The following is a 26,128-nucleotide window of genomic DNA, read 5'->3' as shown; positions in this document are numbered from 1 at the left end:
CGTTGATTATTCGGCACTGTCGGTCATCTCATGGCTGCGAGTACTGCTCTTCGGGGCGTGGAAAGCTGATCATGGGTGGCGACAGGGCCGGGCACGCTGTTGGGTGTCTGAGGGCACGGCTGTAACAAGCTGCCTTCAGTGCCGACCCCAGTGAACTTGCCGTAAGAGGCAGGGTGATGGGTGGTTGGTCGTTGTTTGAGAACTGCACAGTGGACGCGAGCATCTGTGGCCAAGTTTTTAAGGGCGCACGGTGGATGCCTTGGCACCAGGAACCGATGAAGGACGTGGGAGGCCACGATAGTCCCCGGGGAGTCGTCAACCAGGCTTTGATCCGGGGGTTTCCGAATGGGGAAACCCGGCAGTCGTCATGGGCTGTCACCCTTGCCTGAACACATAGGGCAAGTGGAGGGAACGCGGGGAAGTGAAACATCTCAGTACCCGCAGGAAGAGAAAACAACCGTGATTCCGGGAGTAGTGGCGAGCGAAACCGGATGAGGCCAAACCGTATACGTGTGAGACCCGGCAGGGGTTGCGTATGCGGGGTTGTGGGATCTCTCTTTCACAGTCTGCCGGCTGTGAGGCGAGTCAGAAACCGTTGATGTAGGCGAAGGACATGCGAAAGGTCCGGCGTAGAGGGTAAGACCCCCGTAGTCGAAACATCAACGGCTCGTTTGAGAGACACCCAAGTAGCACGGGGCCCGAGAAATCCCGTGTGAATCTGGCGGGACCACCCGCTAAGCCTAAATATTCCCTGGTGACCGATAGCGGATAGTACCGTGAGGGAATGGTGAAAAGTACCGCGGGAGCGGAGTGAAATAGTACCTGAAACCGTGTGCCTACAAGCCGTGGGAGCGTCGGAGTGCATGCTCGCATGCACTCTCGTGACTGCGTGCCTTTTGAAGAATGAGCCTGCGAGTTTGCGGTGTGTTGCGAGGTTAACCCGTGTGGGGAAGCCGTAGCGAAAGCGAGTCCGAATAGGGCGATTTAGTAGCGCGCTCAAGACCCGAAGCGGAGTGATCTAGCCATGGGCAGGTTGAAGCGGAGGTAAGACTTCGTGGAGGACCGAACCCACCAGGGTTGAAAACCTGGGGGATGACCTGTGGTTAGGGGTGAAAGGCCAATCAAACTCCGTGATAGCTGGTTCTCCCCGAAATGCATTTAGGTGCAGCGTCGTGTGTTTCTTGCCGGAGGTAGAGCACTGGATAGGCGATGGGCCCTACCGGGTTACTGACCTTAGCCAAACTCCGAATGCCGGTAAGTGAGAGCACGGCAGTGAGACTGTGGGGGATAAGCTCCATGGTCGAGAGGGAAACAGCCCAGAGCATCGACTAAGGCCCCTAAGCGTACGCTAAGTGGGAAAGGATGTGGAGTCGCAGAGACAACCAGGAGGTTGGCTTAGAAGCAGCCACCCTTGAAAGAGTGCGTAATAGCTCACTGGTCTAGTGATTCCGCGCCGACAATGTAGCGGGGCTCAAGCGTACCGCCGAAGTCGTGTCATTCATACAATAGGGCCAACGCCTGTATGGATGGGTAGGGGAGCGTCGTGTGCCGGGTGAAGCCGCAGCGGAAGCTAGTGGTGGACGGTTCACGAGTGAGAATGCAGGCATGAGTAGCGATACACACGTGAGAAACGTGTGCGCCGATTGACTAAGGGTTCCTGGGTCAAGCTGATCTGCCCAGGGTAAGTCGGGACCTAAGGCGAGGCCGACAGGCGTAGTCGATGGATAACCGGTTGATATTCCGGTACCCGCTGTGAAGCGTCAAACATCGAGCCCATTAATGCTAAGGCCGTGAAGCCGTTCCGGACCCTTCGGGGAATGGAAAGTGGTGGAGCCGCCGGCCCAAGATGGTAGTAGGTGAGTGATGGGGTGACGCAGGAAGGTAGTCCATCCCGGGCGGTGGTTGTCCCGGGGTAAGGGTGTAGCCCGTCATCTAGGCAAATCCGGATGACGCAAGGGTGAGACCTGATGCCGAGCCGATTGTGGTGAAGTGGATGATCCTATGCTGTCGAGAAAAGCCTCTAGCGAGTTTCATGGCGGCCCGTACCCTAAACCGACTCAGGTGGTCAGGTAGAGAATACCGAGGCGTTCGGGTGAACTATGGTTAAGGAACTCGGCAAAATGCCCCCGTAACTTCGGGAGAAGGGGGGCCATCACCGGTGAAAGGATTTACTCCTTGAGCTGGGGGTGGCCGCAGAGACCAGCGAGAAGCGACTGTTTACTAAAAACACAGGTCCGTGCGAAGCCGTAAGGCGATGTATACGGACTGACGCCTGCCCGGTGCTGGAACGTTAAGGGGACCGGTTAGTCACTCTTCGGGGTGGCGAAGCTGAGAACTTAAGCGCCAGTAAACGGCGGTGGTAACTATAACCATCCTAAGGTAGCGAAATTCCTTGTCGGGTAAGTTCCGACCTGCACGAATGGCGTAACGACTTCTCGACTGTCTCAACCATAGGCCCGGTGAAATTGCACTACGAGTAAAGATGCTCGTTTCGCGCAGCAGGACGGAAAGACCCCGGGACCTTTACTACAGTTTGATATTGGTGTTCGGTTCGGCTTGTGTAGGATAGCTGGGAGACTGTGAACTCTGGACGCCAGTTCAGGGGGAGTCGTCGTTGAAATACCAGTCTGGTCGTGCTGGATGTCTAACCTGGGTCCGTGATCCGGATCAGGGACAGTGTCTGATGGGTAGTTTAACTGGGGCGGTTGCCTCCTAAAGAGTAACGGAGGCGCCCAAAGGTTCCCTCAGCCTGGTTGGCAATCAGGTGTTGAGTGTAAGTGCACAAGGGAGCTTGACTGTGAGACCGACGGGTCGAGCAGGGACGAAAGTCGGGACTAGTGATCCGGCGGTGGCTTGTGGAAGCGCCGTCGCTCAACGGATAAAAGGTACCCCGGGGATAACAGGCTGATCTTCCCCAAGAGTCCATATCGACGGGATGGTTTGGCACCTCGATGTCGGCTCGTCGCATCCTGGGGCTGGAGTCGGTCCCAAGGGTTGGGCTGTTCGCCCATTAAAGCGGTACGCGAGCTGGGTTTAGAACGTCGTGAGACAGTTCGGTCCCTATCCGCTGCGCGCGCAGGAACATTGAGAAGGGCTGTCCCTAGTACGAGAGGACCGGGACGGACGAACCTCTGGTGTGCCAGTTGTTCTGCCAAGGGCATGGCTGGTTGGCTACGTTCGGGAGGGATAACCGCTGAAAGCATCTAAGCGGGAAGCCTGCTTCGAGATGAGTGTTCCCACCCCCTTGAGGGGTTAAGGCTCCCAGTAGACGACTGGGTTGATAGGCCGGATCTGGAAGCCCAGTAATGGGTGGAGGTGACCGGTACTAATAGGCCGAGGGCTTGTCCTCAGTTGCTCGCGTCCACTGTGTTGGTTCTGAAACCACGAACAACCCCATGCCCGGGGCCACTGGGTGTGGTGCGGTTGTCTGTTTCATAGTGTTTCGGTGGTCATAGCGTGAGGGAAACGCCCGGTTACATTCCGAACCCGGAAGCTAAGCCTCACAGCGCCGATGGTACTGCAGGGGGGACCCTGTGGGAGAGTAGGACGCCGCCGAACAAATATTGCGAAAACCCCCGTACCGTTAATTCGGTACGGGGGTTTTCTGCGTTTAAGGGGTCCTGAATTCTGTAAAGGGCTCTGCTTTTTCAAGCAGGGCCCGCCGTATTACAGACGGCCCGCGCTCTTGAGAGCCAGATATGCGTCCGCCAATGCCGGCGCGAGATCGTCCGGTGTCGCGTCGACGATGGTGACTCCTGCCCGGCGGAGTTTTTCCGCGGTGCGGTCGCGTTCGGTCTGGGCGCGTGCCGCAGCTGCCGCCTCGTAGACCGCCTCCGTGTTTCCACGGGCCGTAGCCATGCGGGCGATGTAGGGGTCTGCCACGGATGCCACCAGAACCGTATGGCGCTGGGTGAGTTGGGCGAGGACTGGAAGCAGGCCCTCTTCGACCGGGGCCGTGTCGAGGCTGGTCAGCAGGACGATCAGGGAGCGGCGGGGTGCCGTGCGGATCGCGGTGGCTGCCAGGGCTCGGGCGTCTGTTTCGACGAGTTCCGGTTCGAGGGTCGCCATCGCGTTGACGAGTGACGGGAGTACGTCGCGTGCCGTGCGGCCCTGGACGAGGGCGCGGACCCGGCGGTCGTAGGCGAGCAGGTCCACGCGGTCGCCGGCGCGGGATGCGAGGGCTGCCAGGAGCAGGGCGGCGTCCATGGAGGCATCGAGGCGGGGGGCGTCGCCGACGCGGCCCGCTGAGGTTCGGCCGGTGTCGAGGACGAGGAGGATGTGGCGGTCGCGTTCGGGGCGCCAGGTGCGTACCGCGACCGTGGTCTGGCGGGCGGTGGCGCGCCAGTCGATCGAGCGGGTGTCGTCGCCGGGGACGTACTCGCGCAGGCTGTCGAATTCCGTGCCCTCGCCGCGGGTCAGGACGCTGGTGCGGCCGTCGAGTTCGCGCAGGCGGGCGAGTTTCGAGGGGAGGTGCTTGCGGCTGGTGAACGGGGGCAGGACGCGGACCGCCCAGGGGACCGCGTGGGTGCCCTGGCGGGTGAGGAGGCCGAGGGGGCCGTAGGAACGGATTGTCACTCGGTCTGCGTGGCGGTCGCCGCGGCGGGTGGGGCGTAGGTGGGTGGTGAGGCGGCGGCGTTCGCCGGGTGGGATCGTCAGGCGGTGGCGGGATGCGGCGAATTCGGTGCCGGGGAGCCAGCTGCTAGGGGGCCAGGCGTCGCGGATGCGGGCGCGGAGCGGGCGGCGGGACGGGTTGGTGATCGTCAGGGTGACGTCGGCGGATTCGCCCAGGCGTACGGAGGTGTCGCCCGAGCGGGTCAGGCTCAGGCGGCGTACCGGGGCGGCCAGGGCGAAGTCGCAGGCGCAGGCCACCGCCAGGGGGGCGTTGACGGCCAGGATGCCCGTCCAGCTGGGTTCCCAGATGCCTACGGGGAGGGAGCCCAGGGCGGCGAGGAGGGCGGCGCGTCCGGTGAGGGCCATCAGCGGGGGACCGGGACGTGGGCGAGGATCGCGTTGATGACGGAGTCCGCCGTCACGCCCTCCATCTCGGCCTCGGGGCGCAGTTGTACGCGGTGGCGGAGGGTGGGGAGTGCCAATGCCTTTACGTCGTCGGGGATGACGTAGTCGCGGCCCGTGAGCCACGCCCACGCGCGCGAGGTGGCCAGGAGGGCGGTGGCGCCGCGTGGGGACACGCCGAGGGTGAGGGACGGCGATTCGCGGGTGGCGCGGCAGATGTCGACTACGTAGGCGGTGATTTCGGGGGAGATCGTCGTCTTGGCGACGGCCGCGCGGGCTGCTTCGAGGTCGGCCGGGCCGGCCACCGGGCGCAGGCCTGCGGCGTGCAGGTCGCGCGGGTTGAAGCCCTCGGCGTGGCGGGTGAGGACGTCGATCTCGTCCTGGCGGGAGGGGAGAGGGATCGTCAGTTTGAGCAGGAAGCGGTCGAGTTGGGCCTCGGGGAGGGGGTACGTGCCCTCGTACTCGACGGGGTTCTGCGTCGCGGCGACCAGGAACGGGTCGGGGAGCGGGCGCGGGGTGCCGTCGACCGTGACCTGGCGTTCCTCCATGGCCTCCAGGAGGGACGACTGGGTCTTCGGAGGGGTGCGGTTGATCTCGTCCGCGAGAAGCAGGTTGGTGAAGACCGGGCCGGGCTGGAAGCGGAACTCGGCGGAGCGTGTGTCGTAGACGAGGGAGCCTGTGACGTCGCTCGGCATCAGGTCCGGGGTGAACTGGATGCGCTTGGTGTCGAGTTCGAGCGCGGATGCGAGGGCGCGGACGAGCAACGTTTTGGCGACCCCAGGGACTCCTTCTAGGAGAACGTGTCCGCGGCAGAGGAGGGCGACGACGAGACCGGTCACGGCGGGGTCCTGGCCGACCACGGCTTTGGCGATCTCGGCTCGCAGGGATTCGAGGGAGGCCCGGGCGGTGTCCGGATTCCCCGTGGTCCCGGCGTTGTCAGTGGTCGGGTCCATCATGAACGGCGTACCTCTCTTTCGAGGGCGTCGAGTTGGTCGGCAAGTGCGATGAGGGCCGCGTCGTCGCTGGGCGGCGGGCCGAAGAGGAGGGCGTGCAGGGTCTGTCCGTCGCCGTGGAGGTGGGCGGAGAGCGCGGGGAGCAGGGCTTCGGGCGTGTGCGCCTGGGAGACGGGGACGCCTACGAGGGGGGCGAGGCGGGTGCGGGTGGTGGAGCGCAGGGCGTTGGCCGCGCGGTCGCGGGCGTTGGCCTTGCGGTAGAGGCGGGCGCGGCCTTCGACGGTTTCGGAGGCGCGGATCGCCACGGGGAGTTTCTCGGGCACCAGGGGGCCCAGTCGGCGTGCCCGCCACAGGGCGGCAACGCCTGCTGCGATGAACAGTTGCAGGGTGCCCCAGAGCCAGCCCGAGGGGAGCAGGTCGAAGAAGCTCTGGCTGCCGGAGTCGGTGGCCGAGGTGTCGGACAGCGAGGGGAGGTACCAGACCAGATGGGGGCGGGAGCCGAGGAGTTGGAGGGCGAGCGAGGCGTTGCCCTGCTTGTCGAGACGCTTGTTGAAGAAGATGTCGGGCGAACCGATGACGACGGTGTCGCCGCTCCCGGACGCGTCCGGCAGCCGGAGCAGGGTCGGCAGGTCGTTGCCGGCGTAGCACTCGTCGGCGTCGGCGGCTGTGGTCGTGTACCTGTAGTCACCGGTTTCCGCGTTGCCCGCGCGCTGGGCGGCAGGCAGGGAGCAGTCGGGGGACAGCACTGTGTCGAAGCTGCTTCCGGCGTCCGCGGTGACCTCGGGGGCGAGCCGGGGCAGGGATGCGGGACCGGGGGCGACGAGGACCGTACGGCTGCCGGAGTTCGCGAACGCCGAGTGCAGGCCGGACTGTTGACGCTTCGTCAGCAGGTCGGGGACGGCGACCAGGAGGGTGGTGTCCGGGCCGGCCGCGGCGCGGGCCTGGGCCAGGGTGGTGACCACGCGCGTGGACACGCCCCGGTCGCCGAGGAGTTCGGCGACGGCGCGGCTGCCGTAGGGGTCGGCGGAGCGCGGGTCGAGGTCGCCGTGCCGTTCGTCGGAGCGGATCGCGGCGATCGCCACGGCGGCCGCCAGGAGGATCACGAGCGCGAGGAGGATGCCCCGCGCGCGGGTCCACACCTGGCGGGCGGTCGGCGAGGCCGAGGTGGCGGGAAGCGTGGCCTCCGCGGTCATTCGGCGGCCCCCTGGCTGGTCTGGTGGGCCGTGCTGTGGGCGCTGCTCGTGAGGACGGGTCTGGTGCGCTCCAGCTCGCGGTCGAGTTCGGCGATGCGCCGGTACGACTGCTCGCTCGCGCCGCGTCCGCCGTACGTCACGTCGTCGAAGTGCGCGGCGGCGGCGCGGAGTTCGGCCGTGTGCGAGGGCAGTGCGCGGCCGGCTTCCGCGACGGCTTCGTCGGCCGTGCGGCCGGGGCGGACGTCGAGCAGGGCCCGTTCCTCCAGGGCGCGGACGATGGCACGCATGCGTTCCTGCACGGCGGGGTTCCAGTGTCCCTGGGCGGCGTGCGCCTCGGCGGCCGCGCGGTGTTCGGCGGCGCTGCGGGGGCCGTCCTCGAACAGGGCGGCGGCGGAGACGGGTTGGCGGCGCGGGGTGCCTAGGCGCCACCACAGTGCGGCGCCGACGACGAGGACGGCCAGGATGACGACGACCAGGCCGAGTGTGCCGCCGGGTGCTGCCTCCGATGCCCTGCCGAACAGTTTGTCGATCCAGTTCCAGATGGCGTCCAGGGCTCGCTGCACCAGGCTGGGATCGTTCTCGTGGTACATCTGCTTGGACAGTTCGCGCCGGGCCGCCTCCCGCGCGGGGTCGCGCGGGATCGTCACCGGAGGCTCGTCGCCCGAGAGGGCTGATGACCGTACGACGATGCCGTGGGCGCGCAGCAGCGCCCCCGCGGCCGATTCGACGGCGCGCGGCAGCGCCGCGGGTGCCGCTGTGAGAACTTCCCCCGCCGGGCTCACCGCATCAACTCCCCGGAGTGGGGCCGGTGGCGGCGGTGCCCTGGTCCTGGACACCGGCGGCGCGGGCCAGGTCGAGGTCGAGGGCCTCGCGGCGGATGCGCTGGTCGATGTACAGGAGCACGGTGACGCCGGCTGTGATCGGGAACGCGATCATGCGGCCGATCACCGAGCCGACGCCGCTGATGATGAGGAATGTCCAGCCGAGGCTGCCGGTGCCGTCGACGAGGCCGCTGATGCCGTCGCCGCTGAACAGGCCGGCGATGAAAGCGAACGGGATGACGAGGATGGACGACAGGATGCTCGCGATGATCTGGGCGAGCAGCTGGATGCCGAAGATCCGCCACCAGGAGCCGCGCACCAGCTTCGCGGAGCGGGTCATCGACTTCACGATGCCCTGCTTCTCCAGCATGAGCGCGGGCGAGGCCAGGGAGAAGCGGATCGCCAGCCACAGGGTGACGACGCAGCCGGCGAGGCCACCGAGGACGGCGAGCGCGATGCCCCCGTCCTGCGACCCGGTGACGGCCACGATGATGCCGGGCACGGTGGGGACACCGATCAGGACGACGGCCATGAGGATCAGCAGGCAGATCAGGCCGAACAGCCTGAGCACCTGGGGGCGGGCGTCGCGCCAGGCCTCTCCGGCGGTGACCGGCTTGCCGAGCACGGCGCGGCTGGTGACCGAGGTGAGCAGGGCGGTGGCGACGACGGTGCCGATGAGGACGACCAGGTAGACGACGCCGGTGCTGAGGAAGGCCTCGCTCATGGCGCGGGTCACTTCGGAGGTGCTGGCGTTCGGGTCGTCGAGGGCCTGGGTGCTGGCGAGGTCGTTGAAGGCGAAGCCCTGGACGAGGACGACGACGGTCTGCATGACGACGGCGACGGTGAGGGAGATGCCCAGGACCGTGCGCCAGTAGGTGCGCATGGTGGAGACGGCGCCGTCGAGGATCTCGCCCACGCCGAGCGGGCGGAGCGGGATGACACCGGGCTTGGCCGCGGGCGGGGGGCCGCCCCAGCCGGTTCCCCAGCCGCCGGGAGCGCCGTTGCCGCCGGGCCCGCCGTAACCTCCGTAGCCGCCGCCGTATCCCCCAGGACCTCCGGGGCCGGCCGGGCCGCCGGGGTGGCCGCCCCAGCCCGGGCCGGGCGGTGGGGGCGGGGGTGTCTGGCCTTGGCCAGGGGCGCCGGTGGGCGCGGACCACTGGGCGGGTGGCGGCTGCTCCTTGGACCACTGCGGGCCGGGGCCCGACGGGTCCGTGCCCGGCTGGTCCGCGGGCTGTGCGGGGCTGGGGCCGTCGGTCGGCTCGGCGGGACCGGACGCGCCGGGCTCGGGCCCGTCGGGCGGGGCGGATCCGGGCGAGGCCCAGCCCGGAGTGTCGTTCATCGTCGCTCCTTCACGGTGCCCGTCCGCGGGCGCGGCGGCAGGTTGGCAGCCATCGTGCCATGGGGTGGTCGGGCGGTGACCGGCCGCGGTATGGGCTGCACACCTTCAATTGTCCGCCGGATCCGGGGCAGACTGACCGCATGGCTGATCAGTACGCGCAATCCGGCGAGGACGGCCGGCCGACCGAGATACCCGCGATCCGTTGGGACGAACCTCCCGAGGGCCCTGTGCTGGTCCTTCTCGACCAGACGAGACTGCCGGCCGAGGAGGTCGAGCTGGTGTGCACGGACGCGTCCGCGCTGGTGGACGCGATCCGCTCGCTGGCGGTGCGCGGGGCGCCGCTGCTCGGCATCGCGGGGGCGTACGGCGTCGCGCTCGCCGCCGCGCGGGGCTTCGACGTGGACGAGGCCGCGATCGCCCTGGCGGGCGCCCGGCCCACGGCGGTGAACCTCTCCCTCGGCGTGCGTAGGGCCCAGACAGCGCACCGGGCCGCGCTCGCCGAGGGAGGCGGTGCCGAGCGGGCGGCGGCGGCCGCGTTGGCGGCGGCGCGGCGGTTGCACCGGGAGGACGCCGAGGCCAGCGCGCGGATGGCCGCGCACGGGCTGGCCCTGCTGGACGAGCTGCTGCCCGGCGGTGGGCACCGGATTCTGACCCACTGCAACACCGGGGCGCTGGTGTCGGGCGGCGAGGGCACGGCCTTCGCGGTGGCGCTCGCGGCGCACCGGGACGGGCGGCTGAGGCGGCTGTGGGTGGACGAAACGCGTCCGTTGCTGCAAGGTGCTCGCCTGACGGCGTATGAGGCGGCACGCAACGGAATGGCGTACACCTTGCTCACGGACAACGCGGCGGGCTCTTTGTTCGCGGCCGGGGAGGTGGACGCGGTACTGATCGGGGCGGACCGGATCGCCGCCGACGGTTCGGTGGCGAACAAGGTGGGGAGCTATCCGCTCGCCGTGCTCGCCCGGTACCACCATGTGCCGTTCATCGTGGTGGCGCCGGTGACGACGGTGGATCCGGACACGCCGGACGGGGCGTCCATCGAGGTGGAGCAGCGCCCCGGCTTCGAAGTGACGGAGATCACGTCACCCCAAGTGACGGTGTCGGGAGCGGGAGGCGGGATTCCGGTGGCACCCCTGGGGACGCAGGCGTACAACCCGGCGTTCGACGTGACGCCTCCCGAGCTGGTGACGGCGATCGTCACCGAAGAAGGCGCTGTTTCGCCCGTGACGGCGGAGGCGCTGGCAGAGCTGTGTGACAGGTCACGACAGGTAACGATTTAGTTAATGGGATGATGTCGTTTATGAAGGGACGAGTCCTTGTCGTCGATGACGACACCGCACTGGCCGAGATGCTCGGCATTGTGTTGCGTGGTGAAGGTTTTGAGCCGTCTTTCGTAGCCGACGGCGACAAGGCGCTGGCCGCTTTCCGCGAGAGCAAGCCCGACCTGGTGCTCCTGGACCTGATGCTGCCCGGACGGGACGGTATCGAGGTGTGCCGCCTGATCAGGGCGGAGTCCGGGGTGCCGATCGTGATGCTCACGGCGAAGAGCGACACCGTCGATGTCGTGGTGGGCCTGGAGTCGGGCGCTGACGACTACATCGTGAAGCCGTTCAAGCCGAAGGAGCTGGTCGCCCGTATCCGGGCGCGGCTACGGAGGTCGGAGGAGCCGGCGCCCGAGCAGCTCGCCATAGGCGATCTGGTCATCGACGTGGCCGGTCACTCCGTGAAGCGGGACGGGCAGTCGATCGCGCTGACGCCGCTGGAGTTCGACCTGCTGGTCGCGCTGGCCCGTAAGCCGTGGCAGGTGTTCACGCGTGAGGTGCTCCTGGAGCAGGTCTGGGGCTACCGGCACGCGGCGGACACCCGGCTGGTGAACGTGCATGTCCAGCGGCTGCGTTCCAAGGTCGAGAAGGACCCGGAGCGGCCGGAGATCGTGGTGACCGTCCGCGGGGTCGGTTACAAGGCGGGACCGAGCTGACATGTCCAGGGACAGTGCCGCTTCGGCGCCCGGGGGGTCCGGGACCCGCGCGGGGCGGCCTGTCGGCCGGACGGCGGCGGGCTCCCGCTGGGCACGCCTGTGGGAGGGCGGGCTGCTGCAGGGCGGGGTCCAGGGCAGCCCGGTCCTCCGCCTGTTCATGCGCTGGGTGCGCCGGCCGCTGCTGCCGGTCATGCGGCTGTGGCGGCGCAACATCCAGCTCAAGGTCGTCGTCACGACCCTGCTGATGTCGCTGGGCGTCGTCCTGCTGCTGGGCTTCGTCGTCATCGGGCAGGTGCGCAACGGCCTGCTGGACGCCAAGGTGAAGGCCTCGCAGAGCCAGGCCACGGGCGGCTTCGCCGTGGCCAAGCAGCGGGCCGACGAGGCGGGCAGCGGTGCCGCCGCCGACGGTTCCGCGACCGACGACGGCTCCTCCCAGAACGTCATCTCCTGGATGAGCGACCTCGTGTCGTCGCTGTCCAGCGGCGGCCAGGGCGCCTTCGACGTGGTGACACTGCCCGCGGGCATGGACAGCGGCAGCGGACGCAGCCCGCGCGGCTCCGGCTACGTCGACCCGTCCGCCAGCGTGCCCGAGGACCTCCGCGCGCGGGTGAACGACCGTACGACGGCGGCCCAGAGCTACACCCGCATCATCTACAGCAACGGCAAGGAGTCCCAGCCGGCGCTGGTCGTGGGCAAGCAGGTCAACGACCCGAACGGCGACCCCTACCAGCTGTACTACCTCTTCCCGCTCACCCAGGAGGAGAAGTCGCTCAGCCTGGTCAAGGGGACCCTTGCCACGGCCGGGCTCTTCGTCGTCGTCCTCCTGGGGGCCATCGCCTGGCTCGTCGTGCGGCAGGTCGTCACGCCGGTGCGGATGGCCGCCGGGATCGCCGAGCGGCTGTCCGCCGGGCGCCTACAGGAGCGCATGAAGGTCACCGGTGAGGATGACATCGCGCGGCTCGGCGAGGCCTTCAACAAGATGGCGCAGAACCTTCAGTTGAAGATCCAGCAGCTGGAGGACCTGTCGCGGATGCAGCGGCGGTTCGTGTCCGACGTGTCGCACGAGCTGCGGACGCCGCTGACGACCGTACGGATGGCGGCCGATGTCATCCATGACGCGCGCGTGGACTTCGATCCGATGACCGCGCGGTCGGCGGAACTGCTGGCCGACCAACTGGACCGGTTCGAGACGCTGCTCGCGGACCTGCTGGAGATCAGCCGCTTCGACGCGGGCGCGGCGGCTCTGGAGGCCGAGCCGATAGACCTCAGAGAGGTCGTACGGCGGGTTCTCAGCGGCGCTGAGCCGCTCGCCGAGCGCAAGGGCACGCAGATACGCGTCGTCGGCGACCAGCAGCCCGTGGTGGCCGAGGCGGACGCCCGGCGGGTGGAGCGGGTGCTGCGCAATCTCGTCGTCAACGCCGTGGAGCACGGCGACGGCAAGGACGTCATAGTCAAGCTCGCCACCGCGGGCGGGGCGGTCGCCATCGCGGTGCGCGACTACGGAGTGGGGCTCAAGCCCGGTGAGGCGACCCGGGTGTTCAGCCGCTTCTGGCGGGCGGACCCGGCACGCGCGCGTACCACCGGCGGTACGGGTCTGGGGCTGTCCATCGCCCTGGAGGACGCGCGGCTGCACGGCGGCTGGCTGCAGGCGTGGGGTGAGCCGGGCGGCGGTTCGCAGTTCCGGCTGACGCTGCCGCGGACCGCGGACGAACCGCTACGGGGCTCGCCGATACCCCTGGAGCCCAAGGACTCACGCCGCAACCGCGGACTCAGCGACGCCGGGCTGCCGAGCGGGGGCGGGGACAAGCGCGCGACGGTCCCCGTGCAGCCGATGGGCGACCAGGTGGCGCCGATACCCTCGCGGGCCCCGATCGCCCCCAGGATGGCCGCTACGACCGCCACGGCGGACCCGACGGCGCTGCCCGGCAGCGGCGCGCGCGTGGTGCCCCGGCCGACCGGCGGCACCCGGCGGCAGGAGGACCGGTCGCCCGCGGAGCCGGCCCGGAGCGAGGCCGCGGGCACGGACCCGGCCGGCGTACCGGAGGACTCGAACAAGCAGGGGGAGGCATCTCGTGGGCGCTGACCGCGCGGGGGGCGCCCGGCGGAGGCCGGCACGCGCGGCGGCGTACGTCGCGACGGGCGTCGTAGTGCTGGCGGGATGTGCCTCGATGCCCGACAGCGGGGATCTCCGGGGGGTCGAGTCGACGCCCCGACAGGACACCCAGGTGCGCGTTTTCGCGATGCCGCCCCGGGAGGACGCGTCGCAGGGGGAGATCGTGCAGGGCTTCCTGGAGGCGCTCACCAGCGACGATCCGAACTACAAGACGGCGCGGATGTACCTGTCCGCCAAGGCCGCGCGGAACTGGCAGCCGGGGGTGTTCACCACGGTGCTCGCCGACGGACCGAGCACGGAGGCCGTCCGCCCGCCGGTCGGCCGGGAGGACACCGGCACGTTCACGTACACCCTGACCGGCGACCGGGTCGCCACGGTGGACTCGCAGCAGGCGTACGCGCCGGCGGACGGGCAGTACAGCAAGGCCGTACATCTGACGAAGGACGCGAAGAGCGGCCAGTGGCGCATCGACGACCTGCCGCAGGGCGTCGTCATGGGCGAGTCGGACTTCCAGCGCAACTACATGTCGGTCAACAAGTACTACTTCGCGTCGAACACGACGGCCGGGACCAGCTCCCAGCCGATCGCGGTCGCCGACCCCGTGTTCGTACGGCGGCGGGTGGACCCGATGACGCAGATGGTGCGGTCGCTCCTGAGCGGGCCCACCAGTTGGCTCGGGCCCGTGGTCAGGTCGAGCTTCCCCACCGGGACTGCGTTGCGGAAGGGCGTCACCTCGCTGACGCCCGACGACCAGAACAAGGTGACGGTCCCGTTGAACCAGAAGGCCTCGCGGGTGGGGCTGGCCCGGTGCGACGAGATGGCCACGCAGATCCTCTTCACGCTCCGGACCATGACGCCCACGGTGGACAAGGTCGAGTTGCAGGCCGCCGACGGCGCGCAGTTGTGCGACTACAACGAGAGCGACGCTGACACCCTCGCGGCACACGGTGTCCTGAATCATCCCGTGTACCTGTACTTCCTCGACGACAAGCACCGCGTGGTGCGGATGTCCAGCCGCGGCGCGCACGCCGATCCGGTGCCGGGCGCGCTGGGCGAGGGCGAGACGCAGCTGCGGTCGGTGGCGGTGTCCCGCGACGAGGAGACCGGGGCCGGGGTCGGCCTCGACGGGAAGTCGCTCTACGTCGGGTCGATGGTGTCCGGTGCCTCGCTCGGGGACCCTGTGCTGACCAGCCAGGGCAAGACGGAGGGCGACCGGCTGACGGCTCCCAGCTGGGACGCGCAGGGCGACCTCTGGGTGGCCGACCGGGACCCGAAGAAGCCCCGGCTGCTCCTGCTGCAGAAGGGCGCGGGGCAGCCGATAGCGGTGGAGATGCCGGGACTGGACGGCCGTATCGAGTCGGTGCGGGTGGCCGCCGACGGGGTGCGGATCGCGCTCGTCGTGGAGAAGGACGGCAAGCGGTCCCTGCTCGTCGGGCGGATCCAGCGGAGCGGGGCGGCGGGGGAGACACCGGTGATCTCGGTCCTCGAACTGCGTTCCGTCACCCCGGACCTGGAGGAGATCACGGCCATGTCGTGGGCCGGGGACAGCCGGCTCGTCGTGGTGGGGCGCGAGCACGAGGGCGTGGTGCAGATGCGGTACGTCCAGGTCGACGGATCCACGCCGGAGGGCCCGGCGCCCGCGGCCCTGACGGGGGTGAAGGAGATCGCCGCGTCCGAGGACGACAAGCTGCCGCTGGTGGCCTACTCGGAGGACGGGATCGTGCGGCTGTCCAGCGGGGCGCAGTGGCAGAAGGTCGTCAAGGCGGGGTCGGCGCCGGTGTATCCGGGGTGACGCGTTGACGCGTCGCGACGATGAGGTGGTGGACTGAACGCGGCCGTCTCCGGTCGGGCTGAGGCTCGGTGGAGGCGGCCGTTCGCGTGTTCCGGGGTGACTGTTCCGGGTGGCCTTGCACTCGTGTGGGTGACGGCTGTTGACGGTTGTGCGGAGTTGTCCACAGGCCCTTGTCCACAGGGGTGGCCGGTCGGGCGGGGCGTTGGCACAGTGGTGGGCATGCGGGGGTGGTGGCGGGACCTCACGGATCTGGTGCTGCCGGCCGAGTGCGGAGGCTGCGGCAGGCCTCGCACGGTGCTCTGCCCGGAGTGCCGTGCAGCTCTGAGCGGGGCCGTACCGGGCCGGGTACGACCGATGCCCGAGCCGGTGGGGCTGCCGGCGACGTATGCGGCGGCTCCTTACGCGGACGAGGTGCGGGCGGCGATCCTCGCCCATAAGGAACGGGGGGCGCTGGGGCTTGCGGGGGCGTTGGGCGCGGCGCTGGCGGGGGCTGTGCGGGTGGGGCTTCGGGAGAACTGGGGGCGAGGCTACGGGGTTGTGGCCGGGCGGGATTCGGGCTTGCTGGGGATGGACGGGGGTGTGGCGGGGCTGCGTGGGGACTTGGCGCAGGCATTTGGGGAGCTGGGGGAGGAGGAGCTGCGGGAGGAGGCCGACCGGAGCGGTTGGGCGCGGGGCGCGGCAGAACGGTCGGGGCGAGGTGCGGGAGATTCCGGCTCTGGTGGTGGGCAGGTCGCGCGGTTGAGGGTGGCCGGGCCTGGTACGGGAGAGGTGGGGGAGGTAGCAGAGGCTGCGGGGTTTGGTGCAGGGCTTGGTACGACGCCGAGTGGGCGGGATCAGGCAGATCCAGTGCAGGGCGGGCACGGCCCGGTACGGCAGCCGCAGGCACGACAGGCTCACGCTGGGGAAGCTGCGCAGGCTCGGGTGGGACAAGCCGTGCAGGGTCGGATAAAACAAGCCACGCAAGCTCAGGCAGGACAAGCCGCGCAGGCTCGGGCAGGGCGCCGCCAGGCTCAGGTCGAGCAAGTCCAGGTCGGGCTTCGCCAGGCTCAGTTCGGGCAAATCCAGGCGGGGCATCGCCAGCCGCAAGCCGGGTGGCAGACCGATGCCGGTCGTGTTCCGTCCCGGAGTCACGGTTACGCGCCCGTGCTGCTCGTCCCCGTGCCTTCTGCGCGGAGCACCGTGCGGGCCAGGGGGCATGATCCGGCCCGGCGGATCGCGCTCGCGGCGGCGGGGGAGTTGCGGCGGACCGGGACGCCGGCTCGGGTGGTGGCCGTGTTGCGGCAGCGGCGGTGGGTCGCGGATCAGGCGGGGCTCAACTCGCGGGAGCGGATGGGGAATCTCGACGGTGCGCTGGAGGTGGTCGCGGGTGGTGCCCGGTTACTCGTGGGCGGTCCGGTGGTGCTCGTCGACGACCTGATGACGACCGGGGCCTCCTTGAGGGAGGCGGCGCGTGCCGTGCGGGAGGCGATCGTGGGCGGCGGCGAAGTTGGCGCGACTGCCACTGTGTACGGGCGTGTGTCCAGGGAAGGCAGAGAGGAACACAACGAGAGATCAATGGAGAACGGGAGGAACATGGCACTCAGTGCCCCGGGAATCGTGAGTGCGAACGGCCCCGCTGACCTGATCTGCGCTGCGGTGATCGCGGCGTCGCCGGATTCCTTCGAAATAAACCGGAACTGACCGTGAACTTGCGTCGTTGCAGGTAATGACAGGAGCAATTCACCTGAACGGAGGTACGCCGCAGTAGAGGGTGACGACATCCGTCCGGGCGAGATATGTTCGGTTGTGAGAGAAAGGCGCAGGCCGCACCTCTCCTATCCGAATGCCGTGCTGCGGGTTTTCTGCAATCACCCGCGGCCATGGGGTGGAGATCTTGCCCATGGGGGAGGAGGAGGTGGAAGTCACCGAGTCCGAGGTTCCGGGGTGACCGGAGCCTGGTGCGAAAGGGAGACGCTCCGCAGCGAAGCGGAGCGATCCGGGAACGGAGTTCTGCGTGGACATCGTCGTCAAGGGCCGCAAGACCGAGGTGCCCGAGCGGTTCCGCAAGCACGTGGCCGAGAAGCTGAAGCTGGAGAAGATCCAGAAGCTCGACGGCAAGGTGATCAGCCTCGACGTGGAGGTGTCCAAGGAGCCGAACCCCCGACAGGCCGACCGCTGTGACCGAGTGGAGATCACGCTCCGCTCCCGCGGTCCGGTGATCCGGGCGGAGGCATCGGCCAACGATCCGTACGCGGCGCTCGACCTCGCGGCGGAGAAGCTGGATGCCCGGCTGCGCAAGCAGCACGACAAGCGCAACACGCGGCGCGGCGCCCGCAGGCTCACCGCCGCTGAGGTCCCCGACCACGTCCCGGGCGCCGCGACGCTCAACGGCAACGGCCACGCCGTCCCGGACGAGCAGCCGGACGGTGTGCCCACCAAGAAGATCGGCTCGCTTGAGGTCAAGGGCGAAGGCCCCCTGGTCGTCCGCGAGAAGACCCACGTCGCCTCTCCGATGTCCCTCGACCAGGCGCTCTACGAGATGGAACTGGTCGGACACGACTTCTACCTGTTCGTCGACTCCGAGACCAAGGAACCGAGCGTCGTCTACCGACGCCACGCCTACGACTACGGCGTCATCCACCTCAGCACGGACCCGATGGTCACGCAGGCGCAACCGCCCGCGGCCGGCGGCACGCTGGGCGGCTGACCCACCCGGCAGACAGCTGAGCCGGTGCCCCTGGAGCGCGTGTGCGCCCCCAGGGGCACCGGTGTGCGACCACTTCGCGCCCCGCTCCGTGACCGCACTGTCGTCCGGGCATGGAATCATGGCCGTACAGGCCCAACCGGTGGGCCGCTGCCTTGGGTTGGCGATGGCACAGGACCACAGGCCACAGCCTTCAGGGGGAGGAACGATGGCGGACAGCTTCGGACCGATGCATGTCGGGGATACCGACGGCGGCGTCGTCGGCATGGGCCAGGAAGCGGGCTCGACACGCAAGGAGCCGATCAGAGTCCTTGTCGTGGACGACCACGCCCTCTTCCGCCGCGGCCTGGAGATCGTGCTGGCGGCCGAGGAGGACATCCAGGTCGTCGGCGAGGCGGGCGACGGTGCCGAGGCCGTGGACAAGGCCGCGGATCTGCTGCCGGACATCGTCCTGATGGACGTGCGGATGCCGAAGCGGGGCGGGATCGAGGCGTGCACCTCCATCAAGGAGGTGGCACCCAGCGCGAAAATCATCATGCTCACGATCAGCGACGAAGAGGCCGATCTCTACGACGCGATCAAGGCGGGCGCGACGGGTTATCTCCTCAAGGAGATCTCGACCGACGAAGTGGCCACCGCCATTCGCGCCGTGGCCGACGGACAGTCGCAGATCAGCCCCTCCATGGCGTCGAAACTGCTCACCGAGTTCAAGTCGATGATCCAGCGCACCGACGAGCGCCGGCTGGTGCCCGCGCCCCGGCTCACCGACCGTGAGCTGGAGGTTCTCAAACTCGTCGCCACCGGAATGAACAACCGCGATATCGCGAAGCAGTTGTTCATCTCCGAGAACACCGTGAAGAACCATGTGCGCAACATCCTGGAGAAGCTGCAGCTGCACTCCAGGATGGAGGCGGTGGTCTACGCGATGCGGGAGAAGATCCTGGAGATCCGCTGACCCTCGGGCCAGGTGTCCCTCATGCCAGGAGACGGGCCAGTTCTCTGGCGAGGGGAGCGCGCAGCTCGGGGGCGTCGACCCGCTCCACGCGTACGTCCGTGCAGTCCACCCAGCTCGCGGCCTCGACCAGGGCCTGGGCGACGGACGGGACGGCCTTCACGCCGTCCAGGGTGACCTGCTTGGCCACCAGGGTGCGGCCCTCGCGCGCGGGGTCCACGCGACCGACCAGTCGGCCCCCCGCGAGCACCGGCATCGCGAAGTAGCCGTAGATCCGCTTGGGCTTGGGGACGTAGGCCTCCAGGCGGTGGGTGAAGCCGAAGATGCGTTCCGTGCGGGCCCGTTCCCAGATCAGGGAGTCGAACGGGGACAGGAGTGTGGTGCGGTGGCGGCCGCGCGGAGGTGTCTCCAGGGCCGTCGGGTCGGCCCAGGCGGGCTTGCCCCAGCCCTCGACGGTGACCGGGACCAGGCCCGAGTCGGCGATCACCGCGTCGACCTGCTCGCCCTTGAGGCGATGGTAGTCGGCGATGTCCGCGCGGGTGCCGACGCCCAGTGAGGCGCCCGCCAGGTTGACCAGGCGGCGGAGGCACTCCGTGTCATCCAGCTCGTCGTGCAGCAGCGCCTTCGGGATCGCGCGCTCGGCGAGGTCGTACACCCGCTTCCAGCCGCGCCGCTCCACGCACACCACCTCGCCGTACATCAGCGCGCGCTCCACGGCGACCTTGGCGCCGGACCAGTCCCACCACTCGCTGGTGCGCTTGGCGCCGCCCAACTCCGTTGAGGTGAGCGGTCCTTCGGCGCGGAGCTGCTTGATGACCTGTTCGTAGGTGCCGTCGGGGAGGTCGTGGTTCCAGTGCGGGCGGCTCCGGTAGGCGCGGCGGCGGAACGCGAAGTGGGGCCACTCCTCCACCGGGAGGATGCACGCGGCGTGGGACCAGTACTCGAAGGCGTGCGTCTCGGTCCAGTACGCGTCCTCGACCGTCTTGCGGGGGACCGCGCCGAGGCGGGCGTACGGGATGAGTTCGTGGGAGCGGGCGAGGACCGAGATGGTGTCGAGCTGGACCGCGCCGAGATGGCGGAGCACGCCGCGCACGCCCGCGCGGCGGTCGGGGGCGCCGAGGAAACCCTGGGCACGCAGGGCGATGCGGCGGGCGTCGGCTGCCGACAGGTCGGTCGTGGGGCGCGGGGCACTCGTCATGTCTCCGCACGATAGAGGGTGGCACTGACATTGATATTGGTACGCAGGTTCCGGTGGTCGTGGCTCTGGCACTGACTGACGCCCTGCTGGGTTGTCCTCAAGTTGTTCTGTCCGGCCGCCGGGGCTTGTTCTCATGGCTCCGGCCGGGCGGAACATGACCTGATAGGAGCTTGGTCAGAAGCCCCCGCTTCAATGTCCTGTCTGCGCCACCCGGCCGGTGCCTACCTCCGGTCAGGAAGGCGTCACCAGCATGGCATCAGCAGTCGAAGCGGACACCGTCGGCCAGAGAGTGTTCGGCGGGGTCGACTCTCATGCCGACACGCTTCACGTTGCTGTGATCAGCGGCAACGGCGGTCACCTTGCGGACGCCGAGTTCGCCACCACCGCAGCCGGTTACGCCGCTGCTCTGGCCTTCGTGACCGCGCACGGACACGTGGTCGCGATCGGGGTGGAGGGCACCGCCTCCTACGGGGCCGGCTTCACCCGCGCTGCCCGCTCGGCGGGCCGTCATGTCGTGGAGGTCAACCGGCCCGACCGGGCCGAACGCCGCCGCATCGGCAAGTCCGACCCCATCGACGCCTACGCAGCCGCACGCGCCGCCCTGTCGGGACGAGCCCAGGCCGCGCCCAAGGACGACACCGTCGCCGGCATACGGGCCCTGCACAACGCCGCCCGCTCCGCCGTCAAGGCCCGCACCGCCGCGCTGAACCAGATCGGTGGCATCCTCATCAGCGCGCCCGAGGCCATCCGCGCCACATACGGCCGCCTGAAGGGCCCCGCCCGCACCGACGCCCTCGCCCGGCTGCGTCCCTGCGGTGATCCGGTCCACGCCGCGATCCTGACCGCTCTCAAGAGCCTGGCCCGGCGGGTGAAGGAGCTGACTGCCGAGCACGAGGCACTCTCCAAGGCCCTGGATGCCGACGTCACCGCACACAACCCCGGACTGCGGTCCACTCACGGAGTCGGCCCGGACACCGCGGCACAGCTGCTGGTCACCGCAGGCGGCAACCCCGAACGGATGCGGACCGAAGCCTCCTTCGCCGCCCTCTGCGGAGCCGCCCCGGTCCCCGCCTCCAGCGGCAGGACCAACCGCCACCGCCTCTCACGGGGAGGTGACCGGGCAGCCAACGCCGCCCTCTACCGCATCGCCCTCGTCCGTATGTCCAGCGATCCCCGCACCCGTGAATACGTGGCGAGGCAGACCACGGCCGGGCGGACCAAGAAGGAGATCATCAGGCTCCTCAAACGAGCCATCGCCCGGGAGGTGTTCCGCTGCCTCACCACCACGGTCCTCGTTCCCGACATCGCCGACCTACGGCCCCTGCGGCAGTCCAGGGGCATCACCCTCACCGCCGCAGCAGGCCACTTCGGAGTCTGGCCGGCCGCCATCTCCACCCTCGAACGAGGAATCCGCCGCGACGACGCCCTCACCCACGCCTACCGCGACTGGCTCCAAGCCTCTTGACGAGCAATAGGAGCATCAACGCGGGCCGACCTGCGGATTCGCCGCTGCTTCAGCGCTGGGCGGGCAGGTACGGCGCCGTCGACGGCAGGCCCAGGTCGGACGGGAGCAGGGAGCCGCCCCAGCAGTCCCGGCGTACGCCCCCGTGGTTGATCGCGGAGCGCAGCGTGCCCTCCATGGTGAAGCCGGCGCGTTCCGCGACCGCGCGCGAGGCCTTGTTGCCGACCTCCGCGCGCCATTCCAGGCGGTCGATCGACATGGCGGTGAAGGCCCAGCGGGCGGCGGCGAGTACGGCCTCGGTCATGTAGCCGTTGCCGCGGTGCTCCTTCGTGCCCCAGTAACCGACCTCGCCGACGCCCAGCGAGCGCATCGTGATCCCGAGCATCCCCACCAGCTCCCCTTCGGGGAGAAAGAGACCGAAGGTGAACATCGAACCGTTCGCCCAGCCCTCCGGGACCAGTTGTTCGGTGAAACTCTGCGCGTGCTCCAGGAGGTAGGGCGAGGGGATCGTCGTCCAGCGCTGGATGTCGGGATCCTGGGCGGCTGAATACACGACGTCGGTGTCCTGCGGGCCGACGCTGCGCAGGAGGAGCCGGTCGGTCGTGAGCGTTACGGGTTCCATCGGCCGATTCTGCTCGGGGGCGCACAAGGACGCCATACCTTTGCGCTGCGTGAGCGGGTGATCACATTTCGCGCAATTCCTCGGAGGGACGCGGCACCATCGGCGACCCCCGGCCGTTGTCCCTTTGAAGCAGATGTGAAGGAGTGGACGGTCGGCGTCCCCGGCAGGCTCCCGGCGTGGCGGGGTCCTCGCATACGATGGCCGTTGCTCAGTCATGTCATTGGTAACCGACCGTCCCAGGCCCGACCGGCAAGGAGACCAAGCCCCGTGTCCGTCCTCTCGAAGATCATGCGTGCAGGCGAAGGCAAGATCCTGCGCAAGCTGCACCGCATCGCGGACCAGGTCAAGTCCATCGAAGAGGACTTCGTGGACCTCTCCGACGCCGAGCTGAAGGCCCTCACCGAGGAGTACAAGCAGCGCTACGCCGACGGTGAGACCCTGGACGACCTGCTGCCCGAGGCGTTCGCCACCGTCCGTGAGGCCGCCAAGCGCGTCCTCGGCCAGCGCCACTACGACGTGCAGATGATGGGCGGCGCGGCCCTGCACCTCGGCTACGTCGCCGAGATGAAGACCGGCGAGGGCAAGACCCTGGTCGGCACCCTGCCCGCATATCTGAACGCCCTCTCCGGAGACGGCGTCCACATCATCACGGTCAACGACTACCTGGCCGAGCGCGACTCCGAGATGATGGGGCGCATCCACAAGTTCCTGGGCCTTGAGGTCGGCTGCATCCTGGCCAACATGACCCCGGCCCAGCGCCGCGAGCAGTACGCGTGCGACATCACGTACGGCACGAACAACGAGTTCGGCTTCGACTACCTGCGCGACAACATGGCGTGGTCGCAGGACGAACTGGTGCAGCGCGGCCACAACTTCGCGATCGTCGACGAGGTCGACTCCATCCTCATCGACGAGGCCCGTACGCCGCTGATCATCTCCGGCCCGGCCGACCAGGCCACCAAGTGGTACGGCGACTTCGCCAAGCTGGTCACCCGCCTGAAGAAGGGCGAGGCCGGCAACTCCCTCAAGGGCCTGGAGGAGACGGGCGACTACGACGTCGACGAGAAGAAGCGCACGGTGGCCATCCACGAGGGCGGTGTCAGCAAGGTCGAGGACTGGCTGGGCATCGACAACCTCTACGAGTCGGTGAACACCCCGCTGGTGGGCTACCTGAACAACGCCATCAAGGCGAAGGAGCTCTTCAAGAAGGACAAGGACTACGTCGTCATCGACGGCGAGGTCATGATCGTCGACGAGCACACCGGGCGTATCCTCGCCGGCCGCCGCTACAACGAGGGCATGCACCAGGCCATCGAGGCGAAGGAAGGGGTGGACATCAAGGACGAGAACCAGACGCTCGCCACGATTACCCTGCAGAACTTCTTCCGCCTCTACAGCAACCTCTCGGGCATGACCGGTACGGCGATGACCGAGGCCGCCGAGTTCCACCAGATCTACAAGCTCGGCGTCGTCCCGATCCCGACCAACAGGCCCATGGTCCGCAAGGACCAGTCGGACCTGATCTACCGCACCGAGGTCGCGAAGTTCGAGGCGGTCGTCGACGACATCGCCGAGAAGCACGAGCAGGGCCAGCCGATCCTCGTCGGTACGACGTCGGTCGAGAAGTCCGAGTACCTCTCGCAGCAGCTCGCCAAGCGCGGCATCCAGCACGAAGTGCTGAACGCGAAGCAGCACGACCGTGAGGCGCCGATCATCGCCCAGGCCGGCCGCAAGGGCGCCGTGACCGTCGCGACCAACATGGCCGGCCGCGGTACGGACATCAAGCTCGGCGGCAACCCCGACGACCTCGCCGAGGCGGAGCTGCGCCAGCGCGGCCTCGACCCCGAGGAGCACATCGAGGAGTGGGCGCAGGCCCTGCCCGCCGCCCTGGAGAGGGCCGAGCAGGCGGTCAAGGACGAGTTCGAAGAGGTCAAGGACCTCGGCGGCCTGTATGTCCTCGGTACCGAGCGGCACGAGTCGCGTCGTATCGACAACCAGCTGCGCGGTCGCTCCGGCCGTCAGGGCGACCCGGGCGAGTCCCGCTTCTACCTCTCCCTCGGCGACGACCTGATGCGGCTGTTCAAGGCCCAGATGGTCGAGCGCGTGATGTCGATGGCGAACGTCCCGGACGACGTGCCGATCGAGAACAAGATGGTCACGCGCGCGATCGCGTCCGCCCAGTCGCAGGTCGAGCAGCAGAACTTCGAGACCCGCAAGAACGTCCTCAAGTACGACGAGGTCCTCAACCGCCAGCGTGAGGTCATCTACGGCGAGCGCCGCCGCGTCCTGGAGGGCGAGGACCTGCAGGAGCAGGTCGTGCACTTCATGGACGACACGATCGACGCGTACATCACCGCGGAGACCGCCGAGGGCTTCCCGGAGGACTGGGACCTCGACCGGCTGTGGGGCGCGTTCAAGCAGCTCTACCCGGTGAAGGTCACCGTGGAGGAGCTGGAGGAGGCGGCCGGGGACAGGGCCGGTCTGACCGCCGAGTTCATCTCCGAGTCCATCAAGGACGACATCCACGAGCAGTACAAGGACCGCGAGGAGCAGCTCGGCTCCGAGATCATGCGTGAGCTGGAGCGCCGCGTCGTGCTGTCGGTCCTGGACCGCAAGTGGCGCGAGCACCTCTACGAGATGGACTACCTCCAGGAGGGCATCGGCCTGCGCGCGATGGCCCAGAAGGACCCGCTGGTCGAGTACCAGCGCGAGGGCTTCGACATGTTCACCGCGATGATGGACGGCATCAAGGAGGAGTCCGCCGGCTACCTGTTCAACCTGGAGGTCCAGGTCGAGCAGCAGGTCGAGGAAGTCCTCCTGGAGGACGACAAGCCGTCGCTCGACAAGGAGGACACGGTGCCCGCGCAGGCGAGCGCCCGTCCCGAGATCCGCGCCAAGGGGCTCGACGCCCCGCAGCGGCCGGACCGGCTGCACTTCTCCGCGCCGACCGTGGACGGCGAGGGCGGCATCGTCGAGGGCGACTTCACCAGCGACGACGAGCCCGTGCGCTCCGAGGCGGACGGCCTCACGCGCGCGGAGCGCCGCAAGCAGGGCCGCCGGAGCAGCCGCCGCAAGAAGTGACGGTCGCTCCGCGGGTTTGGCGGTTGAGCTGCGGCGAGCGGCCCCTTGAGTGAGGGGTTGAGCTTGCCGGGGCCGCCGCTCTCCGGTGGAGGACCTTGAAGGGCCGGGCATCGTGAAGGTGCCCGGCCCTTTGGCGTGTGTGCGTGTGCGTGTGCGCGGGCGGGTTGTGGGCGCGTGTGCGGTTGCCGGCTGGCGCGGGGGCACGGTGGGTACGGCCGGGGCGTCGATTGGCGCGGACGGGGTCGGCCCCGGCTCGGTGGTTGCCTTGCCCGCCAGCCGCCAGCCGCCAGCCGCCAGCCGCCAGCCGCCAGCCGCCAGCCGCCAGCCGCCAGCCGCCAGCCGCCAGCCGCCAGCCGCCAGCCGCCAGCCGCCAGCCCCCGTCCCCAGCCCCGGTCCGCCGCAGCCGCCGTAGGCCCCGGTCTGCCGGTAGCCCTTCTCAGCGTTCCTCAGTCGTCGTCCGGGTGCGGGGCGCGGGACCCGCCCAGTTCCACCGCTGTGCAGCGCCAGCGGAGGTCCGCGCCGCGTTCCAGGCGGAAGGCCATGGCCCGTACCTGGTCACCGGCGCCGATGCGGGCGAAGGCCTCTACGGCGCCCTCGCGGGCGACGTAGTAGCCGATGTCCCGAACCACCGGGCGCGTGCCGCGAGTGGCGCGCAGGGGGCCGTGTTCGGCGAGGCGGGCCAGTTCGTCGTAGGCGCGGCCGGCGGTGTGCCGGAGCATCCAGTGGACGGGCCGCTGACCGCTCAGGACGGCGAGGAGACGGTCGGCGAAGAGGTCGGTGGGGCGGGGCTGCGGGACGCGGCTGCGGGCGGCCGGGGAGGCCTGGGCGGGCACGGTGTGGGGGTCGGCGTGAGGCGGGGTGTGGGGAGCGGCTCGGCCTGTCACGGGAGTTGATGCCGTCGGGGCTGTGCGGTGGCTCGGCGGTGGTG

General features: G+C 68.9%; 17 protein-coding genes, 2 rRNA genes and 1 pseudogene. 12 read left to right on the top strand and 8 right to left on the bottom strand.

All coding sequences use genetic code 11. The annotated features are described in order from the left end of the window. Positions 1-227: 227 nt before the first annotated feature. Positions 228-3,349 (top strand): 23S ribosomal RNA (locus OG407_RS21475). Between the two features lie 92 nt (positions 3,350-3,441). Further along, a 5S ribosomal RNA gene (rrf, locus tag OG407_RS21470) occupies positions 3,442-3,558 on the top strand. Positions 3,559-3,666: 108 nt separating this feature from the next. Here rrf and OG407_RS21465 read toward each other — a convergent pair. From OG407_RS21465 to OG407_RS21445, 5 genes are read right to left on the bottom strand one after another with little or no spacing between them, the layout of a single operon-like run. Then, the gene (locus OG407_RS21465) at positions 3,667-4,977 is read right to left on the bottom strand and encodes a DUF58 domain-containing protein (RefSeq protein ID WP_405860299.1); all 1,311 of its coding nucleotides are present in this window, start codon (positions 4,975-4,977) and stop codon (positions 3,667-3,669) included. Beyond that, positions 4,977-5,966 carry a MoxR family ATPase gene (locus OG407_RS21460; protein ID WP_365613043.1) on the bottom strand — a complete coding sequence of 330 codons (990 nt, stop codon included), beginning with the start codon at positions 5,964-5,966 and terminating at the stop codon, positions 4,977-4,979. The genes OG407_RS21465 and OG407_RS21460 overlap by 1 nt, the downstream gene beginning before the upstream one ends. Then, positions 5,966-7,159: a DUF4350 domain-containing protein gene (locus tag OG407_RS21455; RefSeq protein WP_405860297.1), complete on the bottom strand. Its 1,194-nt coding sequence runs from the start codon at positions 7,157-7,159 to the stop codon at positions 5,966-5,968. Before OG407_RS21455 ends, OG407_RS21460 begins: the two co-directional genes overlap by 1 nt. After that, positions 7,156-7,941: a DUF4129 domain-containing protein gene (locus tag OG407_RS21450; RefSeq protein WP_405860295.1), complete on the bottom strand. Its 786-nt coding sequence runs from the start codon at positions 7,939-7,941 to the stop codon at positions 7,156-7,158. Before OG407_RS21450 ends, OG407_RS21455 begins: the two co-directional genes overlap by 4 nt. Positions 7,942-7,945: 4 nt before the next feature. Then, positions 7,946-9,319 carry a hypothetical protein gene (locus OG407_RS21445; protein WP_405860293.1) on the bottom strand — a complete coding sequence of 458 codons (1,374 nt, stop codon included), beginning with the start codon at positions 9,317-9,319 and terminating at the stop codon, positions 7,946-7,948. A gap of 140 nt (positions 9,320-9,459) precedes the next feature. On the opposite strand from OG407_RS21445, the gene mtnA reads away from it, so the two are divergent. The 8 genes and pseudogenes from mtnA to OG407_RS21405 all read left to right on the top strand — a co-directional run bounded on the left by mtnA (position 9,460) and on the right by OG407_RS21405 (position 18,840). Further along, positions 9,460-10,599: an S-methyl-5-thioribose-1-phosphate isomerase gene (mtnA, locus tag OG407_RS21440; RefSeq protein WP_405860291.1), complete on the top strand. Its 1,140-nt coding sequence runs from the start codon at positions 9,460-9,462 to the stop codon at positions 10,597-10,599. 8 nt (positions 10,600-10,607) lie between these two features. Next, positions 10,608-11,297 carry a two-component system response regulator MtrA gene (mtrA, locus tag OG407_RS21435; RefSeq protein ID WP_187284748.1) on the top strand — a complete coding sequence of 230 codons (690 nt, stop codon included), beginning with the start codon at positions 10,608-10,610 and terminating at the stop codon, positions 11,295-11,297. Between the two features lies 1 nt (position 11,298). Then, complete coding sequence (gene mtrB / locus OG407_RS21430) at positions 11,299-13,380, top strand: MtrAB system histidine kinase MtrB (RefSeq protein ID WP_405860289.1); 2,082 nt, start codon at positions 11,299-11,301, stop codon at positions 13,378-13,380. Then, positions 13,370-15,202 carry an LpqB family beta-propeller domain-containing protein gene (locus OG407_RS21425; RefSeq protein ID WP_405860287.1) on the top strand — a complete coding sequence of 611 codons (1,833 nt, stop codon included), beginning with the start codon at positions 13,370-13,372 and terminating at the stop codon, positions 15,200-15,202. Before mtrB ends, OG407_RS21425 begins: the two co-directional genes overlap by 11 nt. Before the next feature lie 219 nt (positions 15,203-15,421). Continuing rightward, a pseudogene (locus OG407_RS21420) lies at positions 15,422-15,712 on the top strand (ComF family protein); the annotation flags it as partial. 633 nt (positions 15,713-16,345) lie between these two features. Beyond that, positions 16,346-16,882, top strand: coding sequence for a ComF family protein (locus OG407_RS21415; protein ID WP_405868523.1), 537 nt, complete (start codon positions 16,346-16,348; stop codon positions 16,880-16,882). 313 nt (positions 16,883-17,195) lie between these two features. Continuing rightward, positions 17,196-17,888, top strand: a complete 693-nt coding sequence (gene hpf / locus OG407_RS21410; RefSeq protein WP_365308152.1) for a ribosome hibernation-promoting factor, HPF/YfiA family — start codon at positions 17,196-17,198, stop codon at positions 17,886-17,888. A 205-nt stretch (positions 17,889-18,093) separates the two neighbouring features. Next, positions 18,094-18,840, top strand: a complete 747-nt coding sequence (locus OG407_RS21405; protein ID WP_405860284.1) for a response regulator — start codon at positions 18,094-18,096, stop codon at positions 18,838-18,840. A 19-nt stretch (positions 18,841-18,859) separates the two neighbouring features. Here OG407_RS21405 and OG407_RS21400 read toward each other — a convergent pair whose 3' ends face one another. Then, positions 18,860-20,035 carry a winged helix-turn-helix domain-containing protein gene (locus OG407_RS21400; protein WP_405860282.1) on the bottom strand — a complete coding sequence of 392 codons (1,176 nt, stop codon included), beginning with the start codon at positions 20,033-20,035 and terminating at the stop codon, positions 18,860-18,862. Positions 20,036-20,285: 250 nt separating this feature from the next. Between OG407_RS21400 and OG407_RS21395 the strand changes: the two genes are divergently transcribed. Further along, positions 20,286-21,500 (top strand): IS110 family transposase, encoded by a 1,215-nt coding sequence (locus OG407_RS21395; protein WP_405860280.1) that lies wholly within the window; start codon positions 20,286-20,288, stop codon positions 21,498-21,500. A gap of 49 nt (positions 21,501-21,549) precedes the next feature. Here OG407_RS21395 and OG407_RS21390 read toward each other — a convergent pair whose 3' ends face one another. Next, positions 21,550-22,119, bottom strand: a complete 570-nt coding sequence (locus tag OG407_RS21390) for a GNAT family N-acetyltransferase (RefSeq protein WP_405860278.1) — start codon at positions 22,117-22,119, stop codon at positions 21,550-21,552. Positions 22,120-22,386: 267 nt separating this feature from the next. Between OG407_RS21390 and secA the strand changes: the two genes are divergently transcribed. Then, the gene (secA, locus tag OG407_RS21385) at positions 22,387-25,200 is read left to right on the top strand and encodes a preprotein translocase subunit SecA (RefSeq protein ID WP_328682909.1); all 2,814 of its coding nucleotides are present in this window, start codon (positions 22,387-22,389) and stop codon (positions 25,198-25,200) included. A 446-nt stretch (positions 25,201-25,646) separates the two neighbouring features. Here secA and OG407_RS21380 read toward each other — a convergent pair whose 3' ends face one another. Further along, complete coding sequence (locus tag OG407_RS21380) at positions 25,647-26,033, bottom strand: Rv3235 family protein (protein WP_405860276.1); 387 nt, start codon at positions 26,031-26,033, stop codon at positions 25,647-25,649. Positions 26,034-26,128: the final 95 nt, after the last annotated feature.

Origin of the sequence: Streptomyces sp. NBC_01515 (assembly GCF_045040345.1) — a bacterium.
Taxonomy (GTDB): domain Bacteria; phylum Actinomycetota; class Actinomycetes; order Streptomycetales; family Streptomycetaceae; genus Streptomyces.
The sequence above is the reverse complement of the archived record's forward strand: the minus strand, read 5'-3'. Positions and strand labels throughout refer to the sequence as shown.

Excerpts from the sequence above, each read along its gene's own strand:
- OG407_RS21465 (WP_405860299.1), bottom strand. The coding sequence starts at position 4,977 with ATGGCCCTCACCGGACGCGCCGCCCTCCTCGCCGCCCTGGGCTCCCTC.
- OG407_RS21460 (WP_365613043.1), bottom strand. The coding sequence starts at position 5,966 with ATGGACCCGACCACTGACAACGCCGGGACCACGGGGAATCCGGACACC.
- OG407_RS21455 (WP_405860297.1), bottom strand. The coding sequence starts at position 7,159 with ATGACCGCGGAGGCCACGCTTCCCGCCACCTCGGCCTCGCCGACCGCC.
- OG407_RS21445 (WP_405860293.1), bottom strand. The coding sequence starts at position 9,319 with ATGAACGACACTCCGGGCTGGGCCTCGCCCGGATCCGCCCCGCCCGAC.
- mtnA (WP_405860291.1), top strand. The coding sequence starts at position 9,460 with ATGGCTGATCAGTACGCGCAATCCGGCGAGGACGGCCGGCCGACCGAG.
- mtrA (WP_187284748.1), top strand. The coding sequence starts at position 10,608 with ATGATGTCGTTTATGAAGGGACGAGTCCTTGTCGTCGATGACGACACC.
- mtrB (WP_405860289.1), top strand. The coding sequence starts at position 11,299 with ATGTCCAGGGACAGTGCCGCTTCGGCGCCCGGGGGGTCCGGGACCCGC.
- OG407_RS21405 (WP_405860284.1), top strand. The coding sequence starts at position 18,094 with ATGGCGGACAGCTTCGGACCGATGCATGTCGGGGATACCGACGGCGGC.
- OG407_RS21400 (WP_405860282.1), bottom strand. The coding sequence starts at position 20,035 with ATGACGAGTGCCCCGCGCCCCACGACCGACCTGTCGGCAGCCGACGCC.
- OG407_RS21395 (WP_405860280.1), top strand. The coding sequence starts at position 20,286 with ATGGCATCAGCAGTCGAAGCGGACACCGTCGGCCAGAGAGTGTTCGGC.
- OG407_RS21390 (WP_405860278.1), bottom strand. The coding sequence starts at position 22,119 with ATGGAACCCGTAACGCTCACGACCGACCGGCTCCTCCTGCGCAGCGTC.